The sequence below is a fragment of the Salinarchaeum laminariae genome, assembly GCF_023204835.1.
Taxonomy (GTDB): domain Archaea; phylum Halobacteriota; class Halobacteria; order Halobacteriales; family Salinarchaeaceae; genus Salinarchaeum; species Salinarchaeum laminariae.
Window position 1 is genome coordinate 3,102,311 of record NZ_CP096270.1, and the last position, 26,581, is coordinate 3,128,891.

Below are 26,581 nucleotides of genomic sequence, written 5' to 3' on the forward strand. Positions count from 1 at the left end.
CGAGAAGAAGAACTCCGGCAATGAAAACGCCGGAATGGTGCCTCCCTCGTTTGGATCGGCTCGTCAGTGATCGAAGGGGATCGGCGGCGTCGGATGGCGAAACGTCTGGACCTCGATCGTCCGTCCGTCGGGATCCTCGGCGAAGAACTGGTAGATCTCGAACTCCTCGTTCGCTTCCGGTGAGCCCTGGGCGACGTCGGACAGCTCCTGGTACAGGGCGTCGACCGCTGCGTCGTCTTCGAGGACCACGGTGACGATGCCGTCGGTCTCCGTCGCTGGTGCGTCGCAAAACCCGACGAGAAGATTGCCGTGCTGGAGGATGGTACAGCCACCCTCCTGTTCGAGCCAGCGGTCGAAGCCGAGTCGGTCGGTGTAGAATTCGGTCACATCGTCGCGATGCTCGGTCCGGAAGAACACGATTCCCGACATAGGAGCAGCGAAGCACCCTGTGCACCTGAAGGTACTGCCGTTGGGGCAGGAATGGGGCAACGACTCGTCTGATTCAAATCCGCTCGCGTCGCTCGGGGGCGGTGACAGCTAGATAGTGGCCGATATTCCAGCATACCGCGGCGAGCGCTGCGAGCCGCTGTTTCCCCGGACACGAGCGAAGCGAGTGTCCGGTTCTTTTTCGCCCACGTTTTTCGAGGAGTGGTCGCCGAAGGCGACCCGACGATGAAAAAGGTGGTATGCCGCCTCCCGGATTTGAACCGGGGACAGCTCGATCTTCAGTCGAGTGCTCTCCCAATCTGAGCTAAGGCGGCGCGCACCTCCGACTCCGTCGAAGTAACGCAAAAGGATTTCGAAGCACGGCGACGGGGAACGACCCGTCGATAGACCCCACAGGAACTGCCACCCACCCATTGGACGGGGAGGGGTAGCGTTTGCCAGATGTTCGAAATTGTCGCCGATCACCCAGTCCTATCCATCGATCTTTGAATAAACTACTGGCACGTTGTGGCGGGTAGCAACAACTGTTATACGCCGCCGTCACAATACCTAGCACAGTGGCACAGGTTGGTGGCTCTCGGCACGCGATCGATCCGCCCACCCTCGAGAGCGGCTGCTCCGGGATCGCCTGCGAGGCGAACTCGATGCTCACCGTTATCGTTCTACTCGGCGCAATCGCGCTCGGCACCGTGGCCTTTCTCGGCTGCGTGCGGCGGGCACGCGGCGCGGTCTCCTTCGAGCGCGAGCGCCTCCTCGACGAGTACGACGCCTTCCTCGAGTTCGCGGACCGCGTCGCGAACGTCCCCGTCGCGCCCCGCCCCGACGGCGGTCGGCCGATGAGTGGCCCGCTGGTCTCCGGCGCGAAGCAGGACAGCGGCCTCAGTGAGGTGCGAAGCGCGTACCGCGACACCGTGATGTCCGTTCCGCATTTCGAGACGGACTACGACGAATCGCTACAGGAGCATATGGCGACGGAGCTGAGTCCGGAGCTCGCCTCGGCCGTCGTCGAGGGGTCCCAGTTCACACCGGCGTTGCGCCAGCCGCTGGTAAAGAGCGCCAAGAGCGCCGCGCACGACAGACGCGTGCTCGCCGATCAGCTTCACGACGAGCTCGACGACCTCGAAGACGCCGAAGGTCAGCTATCGGATATCTCCAAACGGTTCGAGATCACCGGCGGCGAGGGGCTCGTCGATCGAACGTTCCCCGATCTCCAGTCTCGCTGGCGCCGTCTCGATGGACTCCAATCTGAGTGTTCCTCGATGCTAGAACGCCGGCAGGCGCAGCTCCGCGACAGGACGCCCTCCTCGGGCACTCGCCTGCAGTCTCCCACCGCGGTGAGCAACTACCTCTACGCCGACCTCGACGTCGATTTCCCGGTGTTATCCGCAGGGACGAGACTCCTCGAGCGCATCGAGGACGAGAAGAACAACACCGTTCGGGCGCTGACCGAGCGCCGCCGATAACGTACGACCGACCGTTCCAGACCTGTATCTCGGAGAGGTGTAGCAAGAGAGGGAGATCGATAGTGAGCCGTTGCTTCGTCGGTGAGCCGGCCATCAGTACGTGAGTCTGCCATCAGTCGCGACCTGACCTTCGCCGACCAGAACCAATCGGCCCGTGAGTCGATCCATCAGACCGCGACCCGATCAGCCAATCCGCAACTCGACCTGCCATCCGACGAATCGAACGAAACCAGTCCCGATCGGTCGTCCTCGCCGGGTGAGCACCTCGCTATAGCCGGACGGGCCTTTTTTGGTGCCCCCATGCCTCCCTCCGGGCATGCCCGATCTCGTCTCGACCGGCGTCGAAGGGTTGGACTCCATCCTGAACGGAGGGATCACGGAGCACTCGACGGTGCTGGTCTCCGGCAACCCCGGCACCGGCAAGTCGATCCTCGGCATTCAGTACCTCTACACCGGCGTCCTCGAAGACGACGAGCAGGGGATCTACGTCACCTTCGAGGAGGACGCCGAGGACGTCCGCATGGCCGCAGAGTCTATCGGTTTCGATCGCTGGAGCGAGTTCGTCGACGACGGCTCCATCACGATCCTCGACAAGAAGGAGATGCTCCGAGACCAGGAGTTCTCCCGTGCCGTGGAGCTCTTGCTCGAGGTCGTTCAGGAGGGCGGCTACGATCGGCTCGTCCTCGACTCGCTGACGATGTTCGAGCTGTTCTTCGAGGACGAACACGAGCGCCGCGTCTATCTGCTGAAGTTCTCGGACATCCTGAAGGCCAACGACCTGACCTCCCTGCTGATCAGCGAGCAGGAGGCCGTCTTCCCGGAGACCGATCTCGACCTCGAGAACTTCCTCACCGACGGTAACGTCTATCTGATCCAGACGCCGACAGACAGCGGGGTGAGCCGGTACGTCTGGGTCTCGAAGATGCGCAAACAGAACATCGACACCGACATCTTCCCGATGGAGATCGGCCAGGGCGGAATCACCGTCCACGAGCAGGCCGGCGGATTCTCTCTCGTCGATCGACCCGGCGGCACGTTCTGAGCGAGGCGGACGATTCCTTCTCGACAGCCAAACTGGTCAGCACTGCAAGCGAGCAGATTCGTCGCCACACGTAAGCCGCGGGCAGCCGACGAACCGTACATGCTCAGCCCGATCCCCGTTCGCGACGTAATGATCGAGGGCGTCGCGACGATCCCGCCCGACGCGTCGATCCGCACAGCCACCGAGCGCATGGCCGAGCGCGACGTCGGCTCGCTCGTCGTCGCTGACGGCGAGGAGACGCTCGGGATCCTCACACAGTCCGACGTTATCGATCTGGTCGCGGGCGAGGACGGCCCCGCAGAGACGCCCGTCTCCGCGTGCATGAGCGCGCCGCCGATCACGATCGCTCCGGACGCGAACGTCGAGGCCGCTGCAACCGTACTCTCGCGAGAGGGCATCAAGCGCCTCCCGGTCGTCGAGGAGGGCAGCCTCGTCGGCATCGTCACCGTCACCGACCTGTCCTACTTTCTCCCACAGCTCGCACTGGGTCGGCCAACCGATGGGACGCGCCAGGGGCCGGCCAGCAGACCCGAGATGGCCTACGACGACGCGGAGTGGACGTCGGACCTCCAGACCGACGACGAGCCGGACGTCGGCGACACGGTTCGGTTCACCAAACGACTCTCCGAGGACGACGTAACCGACTTCGCGCGGGCCAGCGGCGACACCAACCGACTCCACCTCGATACGGGATTCGCCGTCGGCACCCGCTTCGGCGAGCGGATCGTCCACGGCACACTCCTCGCGGGCGTCATCAGCGCGGCACTCGCGCGGCTCCCCGGGCTCACGATCTACCTCTCCCAGGACCTCAGTTTCCGCGCGCCCGTGCCCATCGGTGCCACTGTCACCGCTGCCTGCGAGATCACGGAGGCGCTGGGTGGCAACCGTTTCCGCGTCCTCACGACCGTCTTCCACGAGGACGAGCCAGTCGTCGACGGACAGGCCACAGTCATGATCGACCAGCTCCACGAGGCAGTGGCGCTCGGTCCTGCTGCCGTCGGTGCCGGCGACGATTGACCTGTGGGAATCGAAGAAGAGCCGCGACGAACGGCGGAGGACGATCCAGAGGACCGTCGTTACCTGCCAGCCCGCGTCACGTCGCCACCGAGTTCCTCGAGCACGTCGAAGAAACCAGGGAAGGAGACGTCGACGTGCTGGGCGCCGGTGATCTCGACCGGCCCGTCGGCGACGAGTCCGGCGACGGCCAGAGACATGATCACGCGGTGATCGCCACGGCCGTCCACGGTACCGCCACCGAGCGACGACTCGCCGCCGTGGACGTGGAGCTCGTCTTCGAGCTCCGTGACCGCGACGCCGAGCGTGGAGAGTTCTTCGGCCATCGCGCTCACGCGGTCAGTCTCCTTGTAGCGGACGTGCTCGGCGTCGACGATCTTCGTCGTGCCGTCGGCGATCGCACCGAGTACCGCGATCGTCGGCAGGAGATCCGGCGTGTCGGCGACGCCGACCTCGATTCCCGACAGCGTGGACTGCGAGACGTCGATGTCGCCGTCCTCCGTTGCCCAGGTCAGCGACGCGCCCATCGCGTCGAGAATCTCGACGATCGCGCTGTCGCCTTGGGCGCTCGGCCGTGCACCAGTGACGGTCAGCCCGTTCGGTGCGGCGACGGCGCCGGCAGCGAGCAGGTAGGACATCGAGGAGAAGTCGCCCGGCACCGCATAGACGCCGCCCTCGGGATCTAAGGACTGCCCGCCCGGAACGTCGTAGCCACCGTCGACGTCGGCGGTCTCGACGCCAAAATCGGCGAGCAGCTCTCGCGTAATATCGACGTAGGGCGCGGATTTGAGCTCGGTCGAGAGGTCGATCTCGACGCCAGACTCCGTCACCGCACCGGCCATCAACAGGGCCGTGACGAACTGCGAGGAGACGTCGCCGGGGATCGACGCCGTGCCGCCTGCGATCGGCCCCTCGATCACGAGTGGCGCCTGACCGTTCCCGCGCGTGCTGGTTGCACGCCCGCCGAGCTGCTCGACGGCGTCGAGGAGGGGCCCCTGCGGCCGGGAGCGAAGCGACTCGTCGCCCGTGAGCACCGTCGTTCCGTCGGCGAGTGCGGCCGCACCGGTCACCAGCCGCATCGTCGTCCCGCTGTTCGCACAGTCGATCACGTCGTCGGGGACCTGCGGCGTCCCGTCGAACCCACTGATCGTGAGGCTGCCATCGGACGCCTCCCGCTCGACGGATCCGCCGAACGCTTCGACGGCACGGGCGGTCGCCCGGGTGTCCGCGCTCCAGAGCGGATCCTCGACGACCGCGCCGTCGGCGTAGCCCGCCGCGAGGATCGCGCGGTGGGTGTAGCTCTTGGACGGTGGCGCGCTCGCGGTCCCGCCGACCGTCGATGCGCCGATGGTGACGTTCATGTCAGGGTGCTCGCGGGCGGTTGCTATGAGGGTGGCGATCGGTCGAGAGTCGGCCGTCGAGAAGCGGCCGAGCGGGTGGTGCTGTTGCAGACGGGCGACGATCCGAGAGGCGGCCGAAACCGAATGGCCGTCCGCAGATATGATCAGATATCTATTCGCGAAACGATCACCACAAGAAATTTACCGGGAGTAGCGTAGGGCCTCGATATGCGATCACGGGTCCCCCACGCACGCTCCGATCGCGACGGCCCTCAGTCCGGGCCAGTTTCCACGCAGAGACGACGATTCCTCGCTGGAGCCACGAGCCTCGCGGCAGCCGCGGTCGCGGGCTGTCTGGATCGCGGTAGCGACGGATCGGGGGGAACCCAGGCCGCTTTCGAACCGAGTGAGGGCTGGCCAACCTACCGTGGCGATCGACAGCGAACCGGTCGCGCACCCGCAGAGGCCGGTCCAGGTGAGTCGCTATCGGTGGCGTGGGAGACCTCAGTGTACGACCTGATCGAGATGCGCGAGAACGTCTCCGCGGAGCGACCGGCGGAGGCGGACGACGAACCCGCCGCCACTGGCTACTGCTCCGACGTAACCCTGACCGACGACCTCGCGCTCTGCTCGATGTACTATCAGCTACACGAGGAGGAAACGGACGGCACGTCCTGGGGTGGCGTCGTTGCACTCGACGCTGCCGGCGGATCGATCGAGTGGACGATACCAGGCACTCCGGCGATCATGCAGGCACCCTCCGTCGCCGCCGGAAAGCTCTATCTCGGCGTGATCTATCCGATGACCGCCGACACCGACGAGCCACACGTTCTCGTCGCCGACGCGACGTCGGGTGACGTGGTGCACAGACATGCCCACCCGGGCATGACGCGGGGCGCGCCGACGTTCACGGAAAATAGTACCTACCTGATGGCCCCGAATGGAGCCGATTATGCGCTAGAGGCGATGGATCCGTCGGACGGCACGCAGCGCTGGACCGTGGACCCACCGACGCCGACGGCAGACGGACAACCACTGGCAGTACACGACGGATCGCTGCTCTACGCTGGCCACACCGACGACGATTCGATCGACCTCGTTTCGCTGGCTACCGACTCCGGAGACGTTCAGTGGCGTCAGACTCCCGAACGTGAATCACATCCGTCGTACGCAGCCCCGGAAACGCTCGGGATGCCGGCGCTCGTCGGGGACAGCGGGTACGTGGCGGGGCCGTTCGACGGCTACTGGCGAGACGACGTCTACGGCGGCCCTCTCCACGCGTTCGCAGTCGATAGCGGTCAGACGCAGTGGCAGTTCCGGCCGGAGCCGGCCCCGTACAACGAGATCCTCGGAGGTCAGGACGCAGTTGACTTCTGTAAGGACGATGAGTCGTGTGAGGAACCCGAGTACGCTGCGCTCCACGGAACGCCACTTCCCATCGACGGCCAGGTCGTCGTCGGTGGCGTGGGCCGACCGGCGCAAAGTGGCGAATCGCACGAGAAACACCGGCACCTCTACGCAGTGGACGGGTCGAACGGGTCGCTCGAGTGGTCGGTGCCAGGTGCCACTGCCTCGGCAGTCGCGGCGGGCGACGTGATCTACGCGACGATGACCGACGGCCGCGTCCAGGCAATGTCGACCGACGGAACGGTCCTGGACAGCGTCGAGACCGACGCGGGGGCCTCCCGGAGCAAGGCACCGGCAATCGGGCACGGACGCCTCTACGTGCAGTGGGGGTCGAACGGGAACAGTTTGCACAGTCCAGATACCGTCGCGGCTATCGAGTAACGCTACCAGTGACCGCAGTCCCTCGATCGATGCAGTCCAGTCCACCCCGATGCACCAGCTTCATTGTCCCGGCGTCGGTTGCTGACGCCGTATCCATGGCAGAACAAGGTTCGATCGTCGGTGATATCGCAGGCAATCTGATCGCAGCGGCACTGATGATTTTCCTCGCCGTGTTGAGCTTCTTCGTGACGGTGTTCGTGGTCGACGCAGGCGCGAGCCTGGCGGGCTACGATAACAATCCGTACGTCGTCCAGTCGGCTGCGATCCTCGCAGGGTCGGCGATCATCGCGGGCGGTATCGCACCGATCGGCGCGCTGAGCGGCATGGGCAGCGACGACCGCCGCGATCCCCTCGAGTAACGATCGGATCGATCACCCGCGGCGCGCGCCGGGCCGCCGATTTCGATCGCCGGAGCGCCAGCGTTTTTCACGGACGGGCACGGACCCAGTAGCATGCACGACTCCTCGCCGCTGGACGCCGCGCTCGCCGAGCACGGCGCCGACGGATACGTTATCGACGCCGACGCGACCGAGGCCGACCAGTACTATCTCGCTGGTTTCGGTGCACCCGATCCCTTCGTCACCTGCTACACGCCCGACGGCATCCACCTCCTGGTATCCGGGCTGGAGTACGGCCGGGCCACCGCCGAGAGTTCCGCCGACACCGTCTCGCGCAACGCCGACTACGAGTTCCGCGCGAACGTCGCAGAGTACGGCGCGCTCGAAGGCCGCGTTCGCACGATCGCCGCCTTCCTGGAGGACCACGGCGTCGAGCACGCGCTCGTTCCGGATCGATTCCCCACCGCGACAGCGGACGGCCTCCGCGAGCAGGGAGTCGACGTGACCGCGGATCTCGAGGAGACCGTCACGACGATCCGCGCCCGCAAGACCGAGGAGGAGGTCGAGCACCTGAAAAGTGCACAGCGCGCCAACGAGGTCGCGATGGACCGCGCCGCGGATCTGATCGGCGGCGCAGAGATCGTCGAGGAGGGCGCGGGCGTGGACGCGGTCGGCGGGCCAGTTCTGCACCACGAGGGAGAGCCACTCACCAGCGAGTTCGTCACGACCGAGATCGAGATCGCACTGCTGCGGGAGGGCTGTGCGCTCGACGAGACGATCGTCGCAGGTGGCGCCGACGGCGCGGATCCCCACGACCGCGGGAGCGGTCCGCTGCCCGCCCACGAGCCGATCGTCGTGGACATCTTCCCGCGAGACAAGGAGACGAAATTCCACGCGGACATGACCCGAACCTTCGTCCGCGGCGAGCCAAGCGAAGAGGTTCGCCGTCGCCACGAGGTCACTCTCGACGCCCAGCAGGCGGCATTCGACGCTATCGAGCCTGGCGCTACCGGCGAGGACGTCCACAACGCCGTCTGTGACGTCTACGAAGCCGAAGGGTACGAGACGCTCCGCAGCGACGACACCACCGAAACGGGGTTCATCCACGGAACGGGGCACGGACTCGGACTCGAAGTCCACGAGCTGCCCCGCCTCGCCCCCGACGGCGCCGAGCTCGAACCGGGCCACGTCGTTACCGTCGAGCCGGGCGTCTACGATCCGGCCGTCGGCGGCATGCGGATCGAAGACGTGGTCGTGGTCACCGAGGACGGCTACGAGAACTACGTCGACTATCCCAAGGAGCTCGTGGTGGAGTAGCGGCCCGTGGACGAGCGAACTGACCGAACTATCGCGAAAGCGTTACCGAGAGTTCGGAACGTGACACCCAGGGATACATAGTACGTGCGTTCAATGCCCGAAATATGCCCTCCCAGGACCGCGATATTATCGACAAAATCGGTCGTACCCTCGTCGTTGCCTTCCTCATCTATCTCACGACGTACCTGCTTCTGTTTGGTAGCAGCTTGTACGGTGTTAGCACCCCGCTGCTTCTGGATATTTTCCTCGGCTTCTTCATCGTGTTTGCAGGATTCACGCTGTATTACTATCGAAATCCAGAGGAGGCCGCGGGGTAGCCACCTGGATCAGTCGCCGAACGACGATTCCGTCGCCGACGGGTTCGACACTGTCAAAGAAAGCGTTCCGACGGCATCGAGTGCGGGCTGCAATCGCTCCATGCGCAGTAAACCCACCCCGAGGCGTCAGTCCGCGCGATCGAGGCCGGAGAACGCGCCGTCGGATTCGGTCTCCTCGTCGTCGGTCGTGGCGTTCCGCAGCCGATCCAGTCCGAGCGTCGCCACGAACAGCGCGCCGCCGAGATACAACAGTGACTGCGGGTCGACGACGATTCGCGAGACGAGCGTAGAGCCGTAGCCAATCACCGTGACGAGGTAGCCGAGGATCGAGGCCGTCCACCCGAGCCCAGTAATGCCGGCGAGCTGATTCAGCGCATCGCGATCCTGCGTCAGATAGTCGAGGCGTGACATGGAGATGTGGGCGGTACGCCGATCCTACTCCGGACCGGTACAAGAGTGTAGTTTCGGGGAACGTGTTGCGTTGTTACCAGTCGCTGAGGGGCACTCCAACGGCGCAAAGAGCCGTCGGACCGAGAGGGCGGATTTTTCCCCACCCGGCCGAAACGAGGTAGCAATGGAGCTACTCGTCGTGGGCGCGGGCACCATGGGTCGGTGGATCGCCCGCACCGTCGATGCCGACGTTGCGTTCGCGGACCGCGATCCAGCGGCCGCCGAGGCCGCCGCGGAGGCCGTGGGCGGACGCACCGTCGCACTCGACGGCGCGGAGACGTTCGAGGTCGTCTGTCTCGCCGTTCCGATGTCTGCAGTCGAGGGGACGATCGCCGAACAGGCGGATCGAGCCCGGCACGCGATCGTCGACGTCGCCGGAGAGATGGAGCGCCCGATCGCCGCGATGACCGAGCACGGCGCCGACCTCGAGCGGGCCAGCCTGCATCCCCTCTTCGCACCCGAGAACGCGCCGGGGACGGTCGCCGTCGTCGTGGACGCGGCGGGCCCCTCTGTCGACGCGCTGCTGGCGGCTCTCGAGGCTGCCGGAAACGAACTCGTCGCCACTACCCCCGAGGAACACGATCGCGCGATGGAGAGCGTCCAGGCGTCGGCCCACGCCGCGATCGTCGCGTACGGACTCGCGAGAGAGTCGGTTCCCGAGGGGTTCGCGACCCCGGTCTCTATCGCGCTCGACGAACTGCTCGAACAGGTGACTGACGGGGATCCCGGCGTCTACGCCGAAATCCAGGATCGGTTCGACGGCGCAGACGCCGTCGCCGACGCAGCCGCGACGATCGAGGGCGCCGACCTCGAGGAGCTTCGAGAGCTGTTCGCGGCGGCGCGACCCGACGATGCTGTGGACGATCACTCCTCAGACGAACATGCTGCCGACAACCGCTCCGCCGACGACCACCCCACACACGACCAGCCCACCGACGGCGAGGACGATGCCTGACCGCGAAGCGATCCGGTCGAACGCAAAGTACCTTCGCCAGGTCAGACCGATCGACCCCGAGGAGATCAGCGAGTACGTCGAAGGCGGTCCTCATCCCGCCGTCGTGCGGCAGGTGCTCCGCGAGGAGGCGTTCGATCTCGGCCTCACCGAACGCGACGACGGGACGTTCGTTCCGATCGAGACGGGCACGATCGAACCGCCGCGACTGCCGATCGCCGCATTTCCGGACGAGTACACCCGCGCGCTCGAAAACCAGCTCGTCGACGCCTACGGCTCGGACTGGCACCGCGGCAGCTCCGGCGACGCGCTGCGCGAGGCGATCCGGGAGCTGAAAGAGGCCTACCACCAGGGCTGGTCGGTTGCCTACGACGACGAGACCGCCGCACTCGCCTACGCAATCTACCACCTGCCGGACTACTACGCCGCGATCCAGTACGTCGTGAGCGAGCTGGCCGAGGTCGGGCTTCTCGATCGGAGACTGCGAGTGCTCGAGGTCGGTGCTGGCGCCGGTGGTCCAGCGCTGGGCATTGCCGACGCAGTACCGGAGGACGCACTGCTGCGCTACGACGCGATCGAGCCCAGTGCCAGCGCCGACGTCCTCGAAGAGATGCTCGAGGCCGCGGGGCCCCACGTCGAATCGACGATCCACCGCACGACGGCCGAAGCGTTCGAGCCGGGCGAGGCTGACGCGACCGACGCGCCCGGAACGGACGGAGAGGACGCCACAGCCTACGACCTCGTGGTGTTCGCGAACGTCCTCAGCGAGCTCGACGATCCCGTCGCGACTGCGCGGCGCTACGCAGAGTTCCTCGCAGACGACGGAGCGTTGGTGTTGCTCTCGCCGGCCGATCGGCGCACCTCCGGGGTCCTCCGCGGCGTCGAACGCGCACTCTCTGCGGGCCTCGAACCACAGGGTCTCGGCGACGTCTCCGGCCTGCCCGATCCCGACGATCCCGCGGACGATTCGCTGGCGACGGTGTTCTCGCCGTCGGTCAGACTCTGGCCGAACCAGGTCCCGGCGGACGAAGGCTGGTCCTTTGCGGTCCAGCCCGATCTCGATGTGCCGGCGTTCCAACAACACCTCGACGATCCAGCGGGCGCCTCGGGCGAGTTCGTCAACGTCGACGTCCAGTACGCCTACGCGACGCTCCGGTGGGACGGCGAGCGCCGCGTCGAATTCACGCCGGACCGCGGCGACTGGGCGCCACTCGCGGAGTCTGGAAATCACGTCTCCGAACGCGTCGACTGCGTGGCGATCAAACTGTCCGACGACCTCTCCGAGGGCGGCCACCCGCTGTTCCGCATCGGCGACGGCAGCCAGACCGTCGATCACTTCGCCGTGCTGACCAAGGAGACGGCCCTCAACGACTCGCTTCCAGCGGCCGAGTACGGCGATTTGCTGACCTTCGAGTCCGTGCTGGTCCTCTGGAACGACGACGAAGCCGCTTACAACCTCGTCGTCGACGGCGAGACGATCGTCGAATCAGTGGACGCACCTGTTCGGTAGCGGGTCGGTCGTGTGTCCTGTAGCGGGTCGGCCGGTTGTCCTGTAGCGGGTCGGCCGGTTGTCCTGTAGCGGGTCGGCCGGTTGTCCTGTAGCGGGTCGGCCGGTTGTCCTGTAGCGGGTTGGTCGGTTGTCGGGTGGCGGAGCCAGTCGTTTGGACTGGGGAGGCGAAGCGGCGTTTTCGCATGCGCTCGGCGGTCTACTCGGCGATATCGATCGTGCGTTAGTCATGCACGTTCGCGAATGGCTAACATTCCGCGGACAGCAACGTTACAAGGCAGGATCCCTTGATAGAGGTATTGTGACCCCTCCGCACGCCTGCGCGGGACGACGGAACGCCGGTACTCACTCACAATGACGGACACGAACACATCACGAGTCGAGGACGCTTCGCTGGAGGGGACGGTCGAACCACTGCCGATCGACGCGGCCGGCGACGTCGCTGCCGACGTCGTCGAGAACGTCGAACGGGTGATGGTCGGGCAACGGGCGACGATCGAACACGTCTTCGGGGCGCTGCTGGCCGGGGGCCACGTCCTCCTCGAGGACGTGCCAGGGGTCGGCAAGACGATGCTCGTCCGGTCGCTCTCGCGATCGGTCGACTGCTCCTTCGGCAGGGTGCAGTTCACGCCCGACCTCCTGCCTTCCGACGTCACCGGCGTGAGCGTCTACAATCAGCAGACCAGCGAGTTCGAGTTCCAGCCCGGCCCCGTCTTCGCGAACCTCGTGCTCGGCGACGAGATCAACCGAGCGCCGCCGAAGACGCAGTCGGCGCTGCTGGAAGCGATGGAAGAAGAGCAGGTGACCGTCGACGGCGAGACCCGGTCGCTGCCGAACCCATTCACCGTGGTCGCGACCCAGAACGCCGTCGAGCCGAACCGGACCTACGAGCTGCCGATGGCCGAGCTCGATCGCTTCATGAAGAAGCTCTCCGTGGGCTACCCGGACGCCGAGCAGGAGTCGGAGATGATCGATCGCGTGCTGGGAACGCACCCGATCGACGACCTCTCGCCCGTCACCGACGTCGAGACGCTCCAGCGACTGAGCCGCACCGTCGCGGAAGCGACCGTCCGCGAACCGGTACGGTCCTACGCGACGGAGCTGGCCCGGTTCACCCGAGAGAACGCCGAACTTGGGGTCAGCCCGCGCGGGACGGTGACGCTCCTGCAGGCCGCACAGGCCCGGGCCGTCCTCGACGGTCGCGAGTTCGTCGTGCCCGACGACGTGAAGACCGAGGCCAGGCCTGTCCTGACACACCGCCTCCGAACTGGGGTCGAGGGTGAGTCCCCGGAAGACCTGCTCGACCGGGCACTACAGAGCGTGACGCCGGAGTAACGACGATGGACACACAGCTCACGCGCCGCGGCAAGGCAGTCGCCGCCCTCACCGTCGTCTGCGTCCTCCTCGCCGCGGTGTTCGGTGCCCGATCACTCAACGCCGTGGTCGCACCGGGGCTGGTCGCACTCGCAGCGAGCGTCCTCGTCGTTCGACGCTCGGGCACACCGACGGTGAAGCGGACAGTCCCCCCGGATGGTCACCCCGACGAGACCCACCAGGCCACCCTCGCGGTCGAGGACTGTGGCCCAGGACACTACGAACTCCGGGATATCCTCGGCTCGGGCTTCCGAGCTGCGGGGGGAAGCCACCACGTCACCGAGACCGACCGAACGATCCGGTACGACGTCGAGTACGACCACCGAGGGACTCACGAGTTCGGTCCGGTTCGCGGGACGGTCACCGACGTCTTCGGCCTCGCGTCGCAGTCGATCAGGATCGACTCCGTCGACGAGGTGCTCGTCTACCCGCGGCTCGTCGATCCGCCGACGGCGGTCCGATCTGTGCTGGAGACCGTCGTCGACCTCGAACGACAGCCGGGCCGGGACGAGTTCGACTCGCTCCGCGAGTACGTTCGCGGCGACTCCCCACGGGACGTTCACTGGAAATCGAGCGCCAAGCAGCCCGACGACGAGCTCGTCGTCAAGGAGTTTCTCGGCACGACTCCGACGGATTCGGTACGTATCGCTGTGGACGCCAGCGGACCGCGGTCGAGCGTGGACGCAGCCGCCCGCGCTGCAGCAAGCGTCGCGATCACACTGCTCGACGAGGGCGTCGAGGTCGGGCTCGAGACCCCCGACGCGTCCGTGCCGGCGAACGTCGGATCTGACCAGCGGACGGCGATTCTCGCGACGCTCGCCCGGCTTCGCACCGGGACCCCCGACGGCACCGACGAGACGATCCGGATTTCGACCGACGGCGACGGGGCGCTCGTCCACGCCGGCGGGCACTCCGTCCGATTCGAGAGCGGCGGAGCGCCCAGTTCGATCACTGGCGGAGCCGAGAGTGCACCGAGGACCGACGAGCGAACCGAGGTGGCATCGTGAGTTCCACACCCCCACCGCGGAGCGCGGACGCCTCGACGGAGACGGCCAGGGGCTCGGAGACCCGGAGGCTGCTCGAGCGTCTCGCGACGCCCCGGTCGCTCGCACTGGTCGGTCTCGGGACGATGACGGCTGGCTACCTCGCAACCCTGTACTGGCTGACGACGGTGGTCGGCGGTGCCGTGTGGCTCGCGAGCGGGGTCGCGATCGGTCTGGGTGCAGGCGTGCTTCTCGCCGGCGTCCGGGAGCGAACGATGGTCGGTGTCGCGACCGTCGGTGCCGCGATCGCAATCGGACTATACTACGGGACGGCCGCGCCCTCCGTCGGCGCCACATCCGCGCTGCAGGCGGTCGCCGACGCGATGGTGATGCTCACCGGCATCAGCGTCCTCGAACTCAACGCAGCCGACGTCTGGATCGCGGCGCTGGTCCCGGTTCCGATCTTCCTCTCGACGTACTTCGGACTGCGCGGGCGATACGTCGTCGCGACGATCGCCGGCGGCTGGCTGGTACTGTTCCTCGCCGTCACCGGTGACGCGACGGTTCCCGAGACGCTGTTGGGTACGATTGGCGCGTTCGCGACGATCGGGTTCGGCGAACTGGATCGGCGCGACGGGTCCGTCGATGGAGCGAACGCGCTCGTCCTGTTGATCGCCGTCATGGCTGTCCTCGCCGTCGCAGTGCCGCTCGTTCCCTCCGGCTCCGCCAGCGCGCTCGAGCCCTCGGGGATCGGCCCCGACGGCTCGGGCGAGGGCGGCGATGCGCCGGCGACGCCACTCGACCAGCAGCTAATCGGTGGAGACAGCGTGACGGCCGGCGGTCCGATCAACCTCTCGACGGACGTACGGTTCGTCGTCGAATCCTCCGAGAAGTTGCGCTGGCGAACGGGGTCGCTTGGCACCTACGACGGCAACTCCTGGTACCGCTCAGGGACCTCTATGCCGTACATGAACGCGCTGTCGGGACCACCGGGCGAGGCGCGGACCGTCGAACAGCGCTACGATCTGTACGCCCCGGCCACGGCAGTCCCTGCTGCGTCTTACCCCGTCGACATCGACGGCCTCGAGACGGGCGGGCTCCAGCGGACCAGTACGCAGACCATCACCGCGATCGGACAGATCGACGCCGGGACGGCCTACACTGCAGAGAGTGAGGTCCCCAATCCGGACGTTGAGACTCTCCGAGCAGCGGGCACCGACTACCCGCAGGCCATCGAGTCTCGATACACGAGCCTGCCCGAGGACACCGTTCCCGACCGCGTCCACGAGATCACGGAGCAGATCACGTCCGAAGCGTCGACGCCGTACGACAGGGCTCGCGCGATCGAGGCCTACCTCGAGAGCGAGAAGCAGTACTCACAGGACGTCCAGGCGCCAACGGGGACGATGGCCGACGGGTTCCTCTTCGAGATGGAGGCCGGCTACTGCACGTACTTCGCTGGCACGATGGCGACGATGCTCCGGACACAGGGAATCCCGACGCGCGTCGCAGTCGGCTACAGCAGCGGTCAGTGGGCCGGGAACGACACCTGGGTCGTCCGGGGCTCTGACGCCCACGCGTGGGTCGAAGTGTACGTCCCCGACGTCGGCTGGATCGAGTTCGATCCGACGCCGGGGAGCGCCGTCGACTCGGCGCGGCGTAGCGCCGTCGAGTCCGCCCGCGACGACAACGCGACCGACGTCGACGTGGAAGCGTCCGCCAGCGAGCCCGTCCAGTTCCAGGCGCCCACGGACGGATCGTCGGGCGGCTCCGGATCATCGAACGGCGGCGATACGACGACTCCGGACGGCTCCGGCCAGTCGAACGCCAACCAGGACGACGGCCTCCAGCGTGGCCGGCCGCGATTCTACAGCGGCACCACCGCCAACGGGACTGACGCCTACGTCCAGCCAGAGCTCGGGAACGTAACGACGTCGGAGGAGTCCGACGGCAACGCCTCCGGATCGAACAACTCGATCGGCGTGCGGCCCACCGACGGCTCCTTCGGCGGCTACGAGGCCGCGGTGCTCGGACTGCTCGTCGTCACCGGCACCGTCGCGTGGGGGCGACAGATCGGCGCCCGCCGACGGCTGTGGCGAGCGGGGAGCGTGCTCTGGCAGCGTCGAACCGGACCGGAAGCCGACGCCGAACGGGCCATCGAACGGCTCGAGACGCACCTCGGCCGGCAGTACGATCCGAAGGGCCACGGCGAAACCCACCGCGAGTATCGCGATCGCCTGCCAGCATCGGTCGATCCCGCGGTCGTGCGAGCCTTCGAGCTTCACGAACGCGTCCGTTACGGCGGCGAGGTCGATCGGCAGCGCGTCGACGAGCTGATCGAGATCGTCGACGACGTCGTTCGGGACGATCTGCCAGTCCTCCGGCGACTGACCTGACCGATTGCCGACCGCCCGGCTTCGTTTCGGCAACGAAGCGTCCGTAACAGGAAGACGCGAGGGCCTCGGCGACAGGGTTTAATACCACGCTTCCCAAGTTGGAAATCGTAATGTCGGAAGTCTGCTCGACGTGCGGGTTGCCCGAGGAGCTCTGCGTCTGCGAGGACGTTGCCAAAGACTCCCAGGAGATCCAGATCCGCATCGACGAGCGCCGATACGGGAAAGAGGTAACGATCATCGACGGATTCGACCCGAGCGACGTGGACCTCGACAGTCTGTCCTCGGACCTCAAGAGCAAGTTCGCCTGTGGGGGCACGGTCGAGGACGGCCACATCGAGCTCCAGGGGAACCACACCGGACGAATCGAGGACTTCCTCCGGGACAAGGGCTTCAACGTCGCCTGATTCTTCGGTGACCGTTCGAGCGAAGCACCCACGTCGAGCCGTGCAGATGGCGAGTGGCTGGTCCTGTTCTAAACTCAACGTTCATTTGCTCTCCGTGCGGTCGCTCCCTGCTGAGTAGACGCTTCCTCTAACGGCGGGGATCAGTCCGCCGAGCTACGGGATCCGTTCCGCCGAACGACCCCGATTCGTTCCGCCTAGCTACAGGTAGCCATCAGCCGCGGCGAGTAGGAGCCCCTCGATCGTCGCGTCGTTGGTCGGAGGCTCGCGTGCAACTGCGAGTGCGTCGTCTGCTGGCACGGGATCGACGGAGAGGAACTCGTTGTCGTCGCGATCGGGCTCGCCAGCAGTCAGGCCCGTCGCGACGACGATGCCGCGGCGGTGTCTCAGGACCCCAGTCGCGACCGCGTAGGACTGGAGGAGTTCGGCCGTCTCGGCGACGTAGCCGGTCTCTTCGGCGAGCTCGCGCTTCGCGGCGGCCTCGTACGCCGCGGGGTCGACGGGATCGGCTGGCTCGCCGTCGTGCTCGTCGACGATGCCCGCGACGAGTTCGAACTGGGATTCTCGGACAGTCGGCCGGAACTGTTCGACGAAGACGACCCGGTCGTCCTCGGTGATCCCAACCACGACCACGGCCGGAGCCAGTGCCGCCCAGTAGTAGCGTTTCGTCGAGCCGTCGGGCTGTTCGTACCGATCGTAGCCACCGTCGTACCAGCCGGTCTCGTACTCGGTGACGGAGTCGAGGAGCGTCCAGTGCTCGGCCGTCGAGTGCTCGCTCATGGGAGAGTCATCGCGCGTTCCGTCCTGTGTCTTTCGGGTACCTTCGGTGCCGGCAGAATCGTCGGCAGTCACGGAGGCGAAATCGCCAAGGCGGTAGCGCCCGCAGACGAAGTAGTGACACGCGTCTGTCTCCTGGGGACCGAAGAGCACGACCTCCGCTTCGAGTTGCTCTCCAGAGAGACCTCGAGGGAGGCGCTCGCGACCTACGATCTCGACCAGCCCTTCACCAACGCCGTCGGGCTCGAAACCGTGAGTCTCGGCGCCGCGGTCTCCCTGCTCAACGACCTCAACTGGTACGTGGTGCGCTTCGCGGAGGAGGCGTTCGTCCTCGATCCGTCCGTCAGCGAGACGGAGTGGCTCTCCCGGTCGCTCGCGGAGGCGGTACGGTCCGACGGCGTCGCCCCCGAGGAAACCGCCGAGTACTGCACCATCTACGGACTCGAACGGGACGCCCCCTCGGATTCCGGAACGCTCGTCGAACCGCTCTACGCCCGGCGAAGCGACGACGGACTGCCCGAGTACGACCTCCGGGACGTCGACGAGACGGTCGTCGTCCGCGTATCGGAGGCGGAGTTCGACGCGTGAGCTCCGAGCAGCGTCTCCGGCAACTGATTCAGAGATGATCGCACACGACACCGTTCCAGGCGCGGACTCGCTGTTCGTCGACGCCGGCGACCGGCGACTCCACTACCTCCGGGCCGGCGATCGGGAGGACCCTCCGCTCGTTTTGCTTCACGGCAGCGGCATCGACGACGCCGCGCTCTCCTGGCACCACGTGATTCCCGCGCTCGCCGAGGACTACTGCGTCTACGCGCCGGACTGGCCGGGCTACGGCGAGAGCCCACGGCCAGAGGCCGAGCCCGACGGCGCGTACTACACCGAGGTCCTCCAGTCCTTTCTCGACGCGCTCGAGCTGACGCCGGCGACGATCGTCGGGCTCTCGATGGGCGGTGGTGCGGCGCTGGGCGTCGCGATGGCATCGCCGGAGCGCGTCCGGAAACTCGTGCTCGTCGACAGCTACGGACTTCGCGACGCGGTCCCCGGTGGGAGCGCCTCCTACGTCCTCGCGAACACGCCGTTCGCGCGCACGATCGGGCAACAGATCGCAGGCGCGACGCCGGGTGGCGCCCGTGCGGCGATCGGGCCCTTCGTCGAGAATCCAGAGGAGCTCGATCCAGCCTTCCTCTCGGCGGTCTCCGATCGGCTCGACGATCCCGACGCCGGCCGGGCCTTCGTCGAGTTCCAGCGTGCCGAGTTCCGACCGGACGGCGTCGAGACGCACTACGAGGGCCAGCTGGGAGCGCTCGCAGTGCCAACGCTCGTGATCAACGGCGAGAGCGATCCGCTGATCCCGCACTCGTGGGCAGAGGCTGCCGTCGCCGAGATGCCCGAGGGAGAGCTGGCCGTGATCGAAGATTGTGGCCACTGGCCACCACGGGAGCGGCCGGAGGCGTTCCTGGACGTACTGCAGGCATTTCTCGCGGACGACCCGTGAGCGGATCGGCGAGCCGACTGTAGCGGGCTGCGTCGGCGCGGTCGATCGCTATTCCCGCAAGGCCTTTGCCGGTTTGCCGCGCAGTCACGGACATGATCGACGAGACGGCCGCCGAGATCGAGGCGATGCGGACTCACAGCTCCTCGGAGGTCGCCATCAAAGCCGCACGGGCGCTCGTGGAACTCCGCGAGCGCGAGTACGCGACGGTCGAGGAGTTCGAACGCGACGTCGAACGCAACGCCGGCGCGCTCCGGCGGGCGAACCCCTCCCACGCGTCGCTGGCGACCGCGCTCGACGAGATCGAGTCCGCGGTGGTCGAGGGCGCCTTCGACGACGTCGACGCCGCTCAGGACGGACTCGTCGAGGCCATCGAGGCGACGGTATCCGTGATCGAGGATGCAAAAGACGAAGCAGCGGCGGCCGCCGCCGGGCTGCTCACCGACGGCGACGCGATCCTCACCCACGACTACTCCTCGACGGTACTGGGTGCGATCGAGCGCGCAGCCGCAGACGGTGCTCAGCTGGACGTCTACGTCACCGAAGCGCGCCCGCGATTCCTCGGCCGCCGAACGGCACGGCACCTGGCCGAGGTCGACGGCGTCGAGCCGACGATGGTCGTCGACGCCGCCACGGGGCACGTCCTCGAATCGGTCGATCGCGTGCTGACCGGCATGACCTGCGTCGTCGGCGAGACGCTCTACAACCGCGTCGGCACCTATCCGCTGGCCGCGACGGCCGCCCAATCTGACGTTCCGTTCACGGTCACCGGGTCGAGCGCGAAGATCGTCGACGGCGGGTTCGTCTTCGAGAACGACTTCCGGAATCCCGTCGAGGTGCTCAGAGAGCCCGCGGACGGCTTCGAAATCGAGAACCCCGCTTACGACGCGACGCCGCTCGACCTGATCGACCAGCTCGCCACCGAGCGCGGCGTCCGCGAACCCTGAGTGCAGGAGCCGTTTCTCCACCGGCGTAGCGACGCTGCTGCCATCCGCCAAGCGTAGCTCCAGGGAATCGACCACGAAAGCAGCCCTTTCGACAGTCCACCGCGCTACCTCCCGTCAAATCACAGCGGGTGGGATCGGAAGGGGCCAACCGCTCGCGGTCGCTGACGAAGTAAGCACTGGACTGAGCGAACGGAGTGAGCGAAGGAAGCGCGCAACGAGCTCAGGGGCCGCGAGCGGGAGGGGGCTTCCAAGCGGTTTGACGTAGCTGTCATGTTCTCAATATATCTGCAAGCAATAAAACCGGTACTCGCCGAGAAAACGATTCCTAGCAGCTACTCTGCCTTCGGCTGTCCCCAGTACTCCTGCATGCGCGGGCGGTCCTGCACGGACATGACGTCGAGGGGCTCGTCGTTGGCCTCGATGGCTTCGAGCGCGGCCTTCGCGCTTGGGAGCGTCGAGAAGTAGGTGATATCCTCCTCGACAGCTGCCTCGAGGGGCTTGCGGCGACGGCTGATGACGAGATCGACTTCCTCGGCCTGGATCGCCTCGACGAACGCCTCGTCGTCCTCGAACTCGAGCAGGTCGAAGTGTTCCTCGAACCCGGCGCGGAGCTGCTCACCGGCCGCGGAGTCGGGAGCGGGGAACTCGCTCTCGGAGAGGTCGACGACGGCGGTGCCCTCGATCGGGATCGGCTTGCCGACCGCCATCTGGGCCTTCTGGTAGGCCTTGCCGAAGGTGTCGGCGGTGCCCATGACCTCGCCGGTGGACTTCATCTCCGGGCCGAGGCGGGGGTCCGAGCCCGGCAGGCGGTCGAACGGCAGGACGACCTCCTTGATCGAGGTCTGGCCGGGGACCTGCTCGTCGACGTCGAGGTCGGCGAGGCTCGTGCCGGCCATGACCTTCGCCGCGAGCTTCGCGATCGGGACGCCCGTCGCCTTCGAGACGAAGGGCACCGTACGCGAGGAGCGCGGGTTCGCCTCCAGCACGTAAACCTCCTCGTCGCGGACGGCAAGCTGGACGTTCAGTAGCCCGACGGTGTCGAGCTCGCGGGCGATCTCTTCGGTGACCTCGCGCACGCGGCGGTTGACGTCGCGACCGAGCGAGCGCGGCGGGATCATACACGCGGAGTCGCCGGAGTGGACCCCAGCGGACTCGACGTGCTCCATGATGCCGCCGATGAGGACGTCGTCGCCGTCGGCCACGGCGTCGACGTCGAGCTCGACTGCTCCCTCGAGGAAGTCGTCCACGAGGATCGGGCGGTCGGGGCTGACGCGAGCGGCCTCCTCGATGTACTTCTCGAGAGAGTCGTCGTCGTAAACCACGTCCATCGCGCGGCCGCCGAGCACGTAGCTCGGGCGCACGAGGACGGGGTAGCCGATGTCGTGTGCGAGTTCGAGGGCCTCCTCCTTGCTGTGGGCGGCGCCGCCCTCGGGCTGTGCGATCCCGAGGTCGTCCATCAGTGCGTTGAACCGATCGCGGTCCTCCGCGAGGTCCATCGCCTCGACGGTGGTGCCCATGATCTCACAGTCGAGATCGCGGCGTTCGAGCTCGTCCTCGAGAGGCTCGCCGACGGCGACGGAGGTCTGGCCACCGAACTGGACCATCACGCCGTCGGCGCCGGTCGCCTCGACGACGTCGGCGACCTCCTCCGCGGAGATCGGCTCGAAGAACAGGCCGTCGGAGGTGTCGTAGTCCGTCGAGACCGTCTCGGGGTTGTTGTTCACGACGTGGGCGTCGATACCCTGCTCGCGCAGGGCCTGCACGGCGTGGACCGAACAGTAGTCGAACTCGACGCCCTGGCCGATGCGGATCGGACCGCCGCCGACGACCACGACGCTCTCCAGATCGCGATCGACCTGGACCTCGTCGAACCCGGTGGCGGTGTTGGCCGCGGCGGGCTCGCGCGCGGAGTAGTAGTACGGCGTCGAAGCAGCGAACTCGCCCGCGCACGTGTCGACCTGCTTGAAGGAGCGATCGGGGGTCTGCGTCTCGACGTCGGCGACGGTGCCGCCGTCGGCGCGTTCGAGCTCGGAGGCCTGCGTGGCGTCGACGCCAGCGGCGATCTGAGCGTCGGTGAACCCGAGCTCCGCGGCCTCGCCGAACTCGCCGTCCTGGGCGTTGCGGGCAGCCTCGGCGATGCGGCCGAAGCGCTCGAGATACCACTCGCGGATGTCGGTGAGCTCGCGGAGCTCGTCGACGGTGTAGCCGCGGTCGAACGCCTCGAAGATCGCGTAGGGGCGATCCGGCGTGGGTTTGATGAGATACTCGGCCTCGAGCTCCTCGTCGTCGACGGCGTCCCAGACGACGTCGGGCTCGTACTCCGAAGAGCGGAGCGCCTTCAGGAGACTCTCCTCGAAGGTTCGGCCGATCGCCATCGCCTCGCCGGTCGATTTCATCGCCGTGGTCAGCTCGAACTCGACGTCCTCGAACTTGTCCTTGGGCCACCGCGGGACCTTGGTGACGATGTAGTCGATCGCGGGCTCGAAGGCCGCCGTGGTCTCGCCGGTGATCTCGTTCTCGATCTCGTGGAGGCGCTTGCCGAGTGCGACCTTGGCGGTCACGCGGGCGATCGGGTAGCCCGTCGCTTTCGACGCGAGTGCGGAGGAGCGAGAGACGCGCGGATTGACCTCGACGACGCGGTACTCGCCGCCGGGCGTGCCGTCGTCGCGCCACGCGAACTGGATGTTACAGCCGCCGTGGATCTCGAGGTCGCGGATGACTTTCAGCGCGACGTTGCGCATCTCCTGGTGACCCTGATCCGGGATGACCTGGCTGGGGGTGACGACCGTGGATTCGCCCGTGTGGATCCCCATCGGGTCGAGGTTCTCCATGTTGCAGATGATGACCGTGGAGTCGTCGGCGTCGCGCATGACCTCGTACTCCAGCTCGATCCAGCCCTCGATGGACTCGGTGATGAGAACGGTGTCGTCGCGGGAGAGGCGCAGGCCCTTGCGCACGCGCTCATAGAGCTCTTCGATGTCGTCGACGACGCCGGAGCCGGAGCCACCCAGCGTGTAGGTCGTCCGCGCGATGACGGGCAGCCCGTCGACTTCTTCCAGTGCCTCGTCGACGCGCGCCTGAAGCTCCTCCTCGCTGACGTCGGCGGCCGTCTGCTCGCCGTCCTGCAGCGAGACGGAGGTCGACTGCGGAACCGGCTCGTTCAGCTCGTGCATCCGCTGGCGGAAGAGGTCGCGGTCCTCCGTCGCGTAGATGGTGTCCAGCGGCGTGCCCATGATCTCGACGTCGTGCTCCTCGAGCACGCCGAGCTCTGCGAGCTCCGCCGTGACGTTCAGGCCGGTCTGGCCGCCGAGGCCGGCGATGACGCCGTCGGGCTCTTCCTTCCGAATGATCTCCGCGATGGCCTCGGGCGTGATCGGCTCGATGTACACCTCGTCGGCCATCTCCGGGTCGGTCATGATCGTCGCCGGGTTGGAGTTGACGAGCACGACCTCCGCGCCCTCTTCCTGGAGCGCCCGGCAGGCCTGTGCGCCGGAGTAGTCGAACTCCGCGGCCTGGCCGATCTGGATCGGTCCCGAGCCGATCAGCAGGATCGTGCGGTCCTCCCCGTCCGCGTCACCGCCTGTCTGCGCGTCGCTCATTGCTGTCCGATCGGAGTTCGCACATCGTAATAAGGCCGGCGATACGGTGCGAAAAACGAAGGTGAATTTCGAAATTCGAATCTGTGAGAGGTTCCCACGGTGTTCAGCACGGCGAGAACGGGCGCGTGCCGCTCGACAACTGATTCCAGCAGCGCACCCTCGGTCGTGATGGATCGACGAGTGCTCGGCGCTGGAAACGCAGTCCTACCGAGTCAGGCGAGCCCAATGCCCCTATCCGTTGTGCTTCTGGAATCGATGCCGGCGGCGCCCCGTCCCGTCGCGAACGATCGTACGATCTTAAGGTGTTCCGGCGGAGAGAACTACGCATGCACACCTGCCGGAACTGCAATCAGACGTTCTCCACGGAGCTCGCCCTCGAGCTTCACCGCGACGTCTGTCGAGACGGCGATCTCCGCTGCCGAACATGTGGCGCACGGTTCGCGGAAGCCGAAGCCACGACGGACGGCTGGCATTATGAGTGTCCCGAGGCCGACTGCGACGGCGAAGGGCGTGGCGAGGCGATCGTCGACGTCGACCGGACGCGGATCGAGCGGAGCGCGACCCGATAGCGAACGCTCGGTGAGCGGAGAACGCAGTTGAGACAGATCGCGATGCGTTCACCGGGCTGGCGAACTGAACGGTTTTTTACCCCTCCCGAGCGGACGTGTTGGCAATGACGTCTCCCGAGGACTCGCTGGCCGACGCGGGCCCACTGGACTACGACGATCTGGGGCTCGTCGCCGGGCTCGAGATCCACCAGCAACTCGACACCGCGACGAAGCTCTTCTGTTCGTGTCCGACCGAACTGCGCGAACCAGAGACATCGAGCCGGCGCTTCACCCGGTATCTCCACCCCACCAAGAGCGAACTGGGCGAGATCGACGAGGCCGCGCTCGAGGAGAGCGTCGTCGATCGCGAGTTCGAGTATCTCGCATTCGACTCGACCTGTCTCGTCGAGGAGGACGACGAGCCACCCCAGGAGCTCGACGCCGAAGCGCTCGACGTGACGATGGAGATCGCCGCGCTGCTGGACATGACCGTCGTCGACCAGCTCCACGTCATGCGGAAGATCGTCGTCGACGGCTCGAACACGACCGGGTTCCAGCGGACGTCGAAGGTCGCCGACGGCGGAGAGATCTCGACCGACGAAGGCCCCGTCGGTATCGAGGACCTCATGCTCGAAGAGGAGAGTGCCCAGCGCATCGAGGAGACCGAGGACGGCGTGCGCTTCGGACTGGATCGGCTCGGCATCCCGCTCGTCGAGATCGGCACCCAGCCCGACATCCGCTCGCCCGAGCAGGCCCGCGACGCCGCCGAGCGCATCGGCATGCTGCTTCGCTCGACCGGGGCGGTCAAGCGCGGACTGGGAACCATTCGCCAGGACGTCAACATCTCGATCGCCGATGGCGCGCGCGTCGAACTCAAAGGCGTCCAGAGCCTCGACGACATCGACGACATCGTGCGCAACGAGGTGCGCCGCCAGAAGCGCCTCGTCGAGATCAAAGCGGAACTTCAGGACCGCAACGCGAGCGTCGGCGATCCCCAGAACGTGACGGAGGTCTTCGAGGGAACGGAGAGCGGCGTCATTGCAGGCGCTCTCTCCGACGGCGGCGAAGTACACGGCGTCCGGCTCGCTGGATTCGACGGCCTCGTCGGTGCGGAGCTCCAGCCCGACCGTCGCCTCGGAACCGAGCTCTCCGACCACGCCAAGCGCCACGGCGCCGGCGGCATCTTCCACACCGACGAACTGCCGGCCTACGGCGTCACGGCCGAGGAGGTCGACGCGCTGCGCGATGCGGTCGGTGCGGACGCTGGCGACGCAGTCGCCATCGTCGCTGCCGACCCGGAGGTCGCCGAGCGGTCCATCGAGGCCGCGGCCGATCGCGCAGCGGTCGCGATCGAGGCGGTTCCGGAGGAGACCCGCGACGCACAGCAGGACTGCACCTCTCAGTACCTCCGGCCCCTCCCCGGTGCCGCCCGGATGTACCCCGAGACGGACGTGCCGCCGGTCGAGCCCGACCCCAGTGAGGTCGAGGTCCCCGAGCTGTTGACCGAGAAGGAAGCCCGCTACGTCGAGTCCTACGGCCTCGGCGCCGGGCTCGCCGAGCAGGTCGCCTACGGCGAGCACATGCCCCTGTTCGAACGGCTCGTCGACGAGGACGGCGTCGATCCGACGCTCGCCGCGGACACGCTCGCATCCCAGCTGACCGGGCTCCGACGGGACGACGTGCCCGTCGCGAATCTGACCGAGGACCATCTCCGAGATTCGATCGTGCTGGTGGATTCCGGCGAGGTGCCCAACGAGGGACTGGAGGATCTCCTGACCGCGCTCGCTGAGAATCCCGCACTGTCGGCCGAGGAAGCAGTCGAGCAGGAGGACCTCGGCGGCGTCGCCGAGGAGGAGGTCCGCGAGGCCGTCGTCGAGGTCGTCGAACGCAACGGCGATCAGGTCGCGGAGGAGGGGATGGGCGCCTTCTCCGGTCTGATGGGCGAATGCATGGGCGCGCTTCGAGGGAAGGCAGACGGCGACACCGTGAGCGAGGTGCTGCGCGAAGAGATCCAGAAACGGGCCTAGAAAAATCTATTCGCGGTCGATGTAGCCGCTTTGAGACTGCCTCCGAAAGCCCCCGATCG

Annotated in this window: 23 protein-coding genes and 1 tRNA gene; 18 read left to right on the forward strand and 6 right to left on the reverse strand. The window is 66.8% G+C overall.

The window, feature by feature from the left end; genetic code table 11:
- Positions 1-63: 63 nt before the first annotated feature.
- Together MXF70_RS14835 and MXF70_RS14840 are read right to left on the reverse strand one after the other, a co-directional pair.
- Positions 64-429, reverse strand: a complete 366-nt coding sequence (locus tag MXF70_RS14835; RefSeq protein ID WP_248516482.1) for a VOC family protein — start codon at positions 427-429, stop codon at positions 64-66.
- Positions 430-687: 258 nt separating this feature from the next.
- Positions 688-761 (reverse strand) — tRNA-Phe (locus tag MXF70_RS14840).
- Positions 762-1,004: 243 nt separating this feature from the next.
- Between MXF70_RS14840 and MXF70_RS14845 the strand changes: the two genes are divergently transcribed.
- The 3 genes from MXF70_RS14845 to MXF70_RS14855 all read left to right on the forward strand — a co-directional run bounded on the left by MXF70_RS14845 (position 1,005) and on the right by MXF70_RS14855 (position 3,969).
- A complete protein-coding gene (locus MXF70_RS14845) occupies positions 1,005-1,910 on the forward strand; it encodes a DUF7260 family protein (protein ID WP_248516483.1) in 906 nt (301 codons plus the stop codon).
- Positions 1,911-2,226: 316 nt separating this feature from the next.
- Positions 2,227-2,952 (forward strand): RAD55 family ATPase, encoded by a 726-nt coding sequence (locus MXF70_RS14850; protein WP_248516484.1) that lies wholly within the window; start codon positions 2,227-2,229, stop codon positions 2,950-2,952.
- Positions 2,953-3,051: 99 nt separating this feature from the next.
- Entirely contained in the window at positions 3,052-3,969 is a 918-nt protein-coding gene (locus MXF70_RS14855; RefSeq protein ID WP_248516485.1) for a CBS domain-containing protein, read from the forward strand.
- Positions 3,970-4,028: 59 nt separating this feature from the next.
- On the opposite strand, the gene aroA is transcribed toward MXF70_RS14855, so the two are convergent.
- Positions 4,029-5,327, reverse strand: coding sequence for a 3-phosphoshikimate 1-carboxyvinyltransferase (gene aroA / locus MXF70_RS14860; protein WP_248516486.1), 1,299 nt, complete (start codon positions 5,325-5,327; stop codon positions 4,029-4,031).
- Positions 5,328-5,534: 207 nt separating this feature from the next.
- Here aroA and MXF70_RS14865 point away from each other — a divergent pair, with 207 nt between their 5' ends.
- From MXF70_RS14865 to MXF70_RS14880, 4 genes are all read left to right on the forward strand, one after another.
- Complete coding sequence (locus tag MXF70_RS14865) at positions 5,535-7,094, forward strand: outer membrane protein assembly factor BamB family protein (RefSeq protein ID WP_248516487.1); 1,560 nt, start codon at positions 5,535-5,537, stop codon at positions 7,092-7,094.
- A gap of 95 nt (positions 7,095-7,189) precedes the next feature.
- Positions 7,190-7,453, forward strand: coding sequence for a hypothetical protein (locus tag MXF70_RS14870; protein WP_248516488.1), 264 nt, complete (start codon positions 7,190-7,192; stop codon positions 7,451-7,453).
- 93 nt (positions 7,454-7,546) lie between these two features.
- Positions 7,547-8,749, forward strand: coding sequence for a M24 family metallopeptidase (locus MXF70_RS14875; RefSeq protein WP_248516489.1), 1,203 nt, complete (start codon positions 7,547-7,549; stop codon positions 8,747-8,749).
- Between the two features lie 104 nt (positions 8,750-8,853).
- Positions 8,854-9,066: a hypothetical protein gene (locus MXF70_RS14880; RefSeq protein ID WP_248516490.1), complete on the forward strand. Its 213-nt coding sequence runs from the start codon at positions 8,854-8,856 to the stop codon at positions 9,064-9,066.
- A 126-nt stretch (positions 9,067-9,192) separates the two neighbouring features.
- Here MXF70_RS14880 and MXF70_RS14885 read toward each other — a convergent pair whose 3' ends face one another.
- A complete protein-coding gene (locus MXF70_RS14885; protein ID WP_248516491.1) occupies positions 9,193-9,477 on the reverse strand; it encodes a hypothetical protein in 285 nt (94 codons plus the stop codon).
- 163 nt (positions 9,478-9,640) lie between these two features.
- Between MXF70_RS14885 and MXF70_RS14890 the strand changes: the two genes are divergently transcribed.
- From MXF70_RS14890 to yciH, 6 genes are all read left to right on the forward strand, one after another.
- Positions 9,641-10,471: a prephenate dehydrogenase/arogenate dehydrogenase family protein gene (locus MXF70_RS14890; protein ID WP_248516492.1), complete on the forward strand. Its 831-nt coding sequence runs from the start codon at positions 9,641-9,643 to the stop codon at positions 10,469-10,471.
- Positions 10,464-11,978: a small ribosomal subunit Rsm22 family protein gene (locus MXF70_RS14895; RefSeq protein ID WP_248516493.1), complete on the forward strand. Its 1,515-nt coding sequence runs from the start codon at positions 10,464-10,466 to the stop codon at positions 11,976-11,978. The genes MXF70_RS14890 and MXF70_RS14895 overlap by 8 nt, the downstream gene beginning before the upstream one ends.
- A gap of 351 nt (positions 11,979-12,329) precedes the next feature.
- Complete coding sequence (locus MXF70_RS14900) at positions 12,330-13,310, forward strand: AAA family ATPase (protein ID WP_248516494.1); 981 nt, start codon at positions 12,330-12,332, stop codon at positions 13,308-13,310.
- 5 nt (positions 13,311-13,315) lie between these two features.
- Positions 13,316-14,356 carry a DUF58 domain-containing protein gene (locus tag MXF70_RS14905; protein WP_248516495.1) on the forward strand — a complete coding sequence of 347 codons (1,041 nt, stop codon included), beginning with the start codon at positions 13,316-13,318 and terminating at the stop codon, positions 14,354-14,356.
- A complete protein-coding gene (locus MXF70_RS14910; protein ID WP_248516496.1) occupies positions 14,353-16,728 on the forward strand; it encodes a transglutaminase TgpA family protein in 2,376 nt (791 codons plus the stop codon). Before MXF70_RS14905 ends, MXF70_RS14910 begins: the two co-directional genes overlap by 4 nt.
- Positions 16,729-16,838: 110 nt before the next feature.
- Complete coding sequence (gene yciH / locus MXF70_RS14915; protein WP_248516497.1) at positions 16,839-17,132, forward strand: stress response translation initiation inhibitor YciH; 294 nt, start codon at positions 16,839-16,841, stop codon at positions 17,130-17,132.
- A gap of 198 nt (positions 17,133-17,330) precedes the next feature.
- Here the strand turns inward: yciH and MXF70_RS14920 are convergent, their stop codons facing one another.
- A complete protein-coding gene (locus MXF70_RS14920) occupies positions 17,331-17,909 on the reverse strand; it encodes an NUDIX hydrolase (protein ID WP_248516498.1) in 579 nt (192 codons plus the stop codon).
- Between the two features lie 114 nt (positions 17,910-18,023).
- Here MXF70_RS14920 and MXF70_RS14925 point away from each other — a divergent pair, with 114 nt between their 5' ends.
- The 3 genes from MXF70_RS14925 (at position 18,024) to MXF70_RS14935 (ending at position 20,348) form a co-directional block, all read left to right on the forward strand.
- Positions 18,024-18,494 carry a DUF5804 family protein gene (locus MXF70_RS14925; RefSeq protein WP_248516499.1) on the forward strand — a complete coding sequence of 157 codons (471 nt, stop codon included), beginning with the start codon at positions 18,024-18,026 and terminating at the stop codon, positions 18,492-18,494.
- A 34-nt stretch (positions 18,495-18,528) separates the two neighbouring features.
- Positions 18,529-19,404: an alpha/beta fold hydrolase gene (locus MXF70_RS14930; protein WP_248516500.1), complete on the forward strand. Its 876-nt coding sequence runs from the start codon at positions 18,529-18,531 to the stop codon at positions 19,402-19,404.
- A 92-nt stretch (positions 19,405-19,496) separates the two neighbouring features.
- A complete protein-coding gene (locus MXF70_RS14935) occupies positions 19,497-20,348 on the forward strand; it encodes an eIF2B alpha/beta/delta subunit family protein (RefSeq protein WP_248516501.1) in 852 nt (283 codons plus the stop codon).
- A 332-nt stretch (positions 20,349-20,680) separates the two neighbouring features.
- Here the strand turns inward: MXF70_RS14935 and carB are convergent, their stop codons facing one another.
- On the reverse strand, positions 20,681-23,947 hold the full coding sequence (gene carB, locus MXF70_RS14940; RefSeq protein WP_248516502.1) for a carbamoyl-phosphate synthase large subunit: 3,267 nt from the start codon (positions 23,945-23,947) through the stop codon (positions 20,681-20,683).
- 326 nt (positions 23,948-24,273) lie between these two features.
- On the opposite strand from carB, the gene MXF70_RS14945 reads away from it, so the two are divergent.
- Positions 24,274-24,516: an HVO_2901 family zinc finger protein gene (locus MXF70_RS14945; RefSeq protein WP_248516503.1), complete on the forward strand. Its 243-nt coding sequence runs from the start codon at positions 24,274-24,276 to the stop codon at positions 24,514-24,516.
- Between the two features lie 104 nt (positions 24,517-24,620).
- Entirely contained in the window at positions 24,621-26,522 is a 1,902-nt protein-coding gene (gene gatE, locus MXF70_RS14950; protein ID WP_248516504.1) for a Glu-tRNA(Gln) amidotransferase subunit GatE, read from the forward strand.
- Positions 26,523-26,581: the final 59 nt, after the last annotated feature.

Bases quoted from the DNA above. Each gene is read 5' to 3' on its own strand.
- MXF70_RS14835 (WP_248516482.1), bottom strand. From the start codon at position 429: ATGTCGGGAATCGTGTTCTTCCGGACCGAGCATCGCGACGATGTGACC.
- MXF70_RS14850 (WP_248516484.1), top strand. From the start codon at position 2,227: ATGCCCGATCTCGTCTCGACCGGCGTCGAAGGGTTGGACTCCATCCTG.
- MXF70_RS14855 (WP_248516485.1), top strand. From the start codon at position 3,052: ATGCTCAGCCCGATCCCCGTTCGCGACGTAATGATCGAGGGCGTCGCG.
- aroA (WP_248516486.1), bottom strand. From the start codon at position 5,327: ATGAACGTCACCATCGGCGCATCGACGGTCGGCGGGACCGCGAGCGCG.
- MXF70_RS14865 (WP_248516487.1), top strand. From the start codon at position 5,535: ATGCGATCACGGGTCCCCCACGCACGCTCCGATCGCGACGGCCCTCAG.
- MXF70_RS14870 (WP_248516488.1), top strand. From the start codon at position 7,190: ATGGCAGAACAAGGTTCGATCGTCGGTGATATCGCAGGCAATCTGATC.
- MXF70_RS14875 (WP_248516489.1), top strand. From the start codon at position 7,547: ATGCACGACTCCTCGCCGCTGGACGCCGCGCTCGCCGAGCACGGCGCC.
- MXF70_RS14880 (WP_248516490.1), top strand. From the start codon at position 8,854: ATGCCCTCCCAGGACCGCGATATTATCGACAAAATCGGTCGTACCCTC.
- MXF70_RS14885 (WP_248516491.1), bottom strand. From the start codon at position 9,477: ATGTCACGCCTCGACTATCTGACGCAGGATCGCGATGCGCTGAATCAG.
- MXF70_RS14890 (WP_248516492.1), top strand. From the start codon at position 9,641: ATGGAGCTACTCGTCGTGGGCGCGGGCACCATGGGTCGGTGGATCGCC.
- MXF70_RS14895 (WP_248516493.1), top strand. From the start codon at position 10,464: ATGCCTGACCGCGAAGCGATCCGGTCGAACGCAAAGTACCTTCGCCAG.
- MXF70_RS14900 (WP_248516494.1), top strand. From the start codon at position 12,330: ATGACGGACACGAACACATCACGAGTCGAGGACGCTTCGCTGGAGGGG.
- MXF70_RS14905 (WP_248516495.1), top strand. From the start codon at position 13,316: ATGGACACACAGCTCACGCGCCGCGGCAAGGCAGTCGCCGCCCTCACC.
- yciH (WP_248516497.1), top strand. From the start codon at position 16,839: ATGTCGGAAGTCTGCTCGACGTGCGGGTTGCCCGAGGAGCTCTGCGTC.
- MXF70_RS14920 (WP_248516498.1), bottom strand. From the start codon at position 17,909: ATGAGCGAGCACTCGACGGCCGAGCACTGGACGCTCCTCGACTCCGTC.
- MXF70_RS14930 (WP_248516500.1), top strand. From the start codon at position 18,529: ATGATCGCACACGACACCGTTCCAGGCGCGGACTCGCTGTTCGTCGAC.
- MXF70_RS14935 (WP_248516501.1), top strand. From the start codon at position 19,497: ATGATCGACGAGACGGCCGCCGAGATCGAGGCGATGCGGACTCACAGC.
- carB (WP_248516502.1), bottom strand. From the start codon at position 23,947: ATGAGCGACGCGCAGACAGGCGGTGACGCGGACGGGGAGGACCGCACG.
- MXF70_RS14945 (WP_248516503.1), top strand. From the start codon at position 24,274: ATGCACACCTGCCGGAACTGCAATCAGACGTTCTCCACGGAGCTCGCC.
- gatE (WP_248516504.1), top strand. From the start codon at position 24,621: ATGACGTCTCCCGAGGACTCGCTGGCCGACGCGGGCCCACTGGACTAC.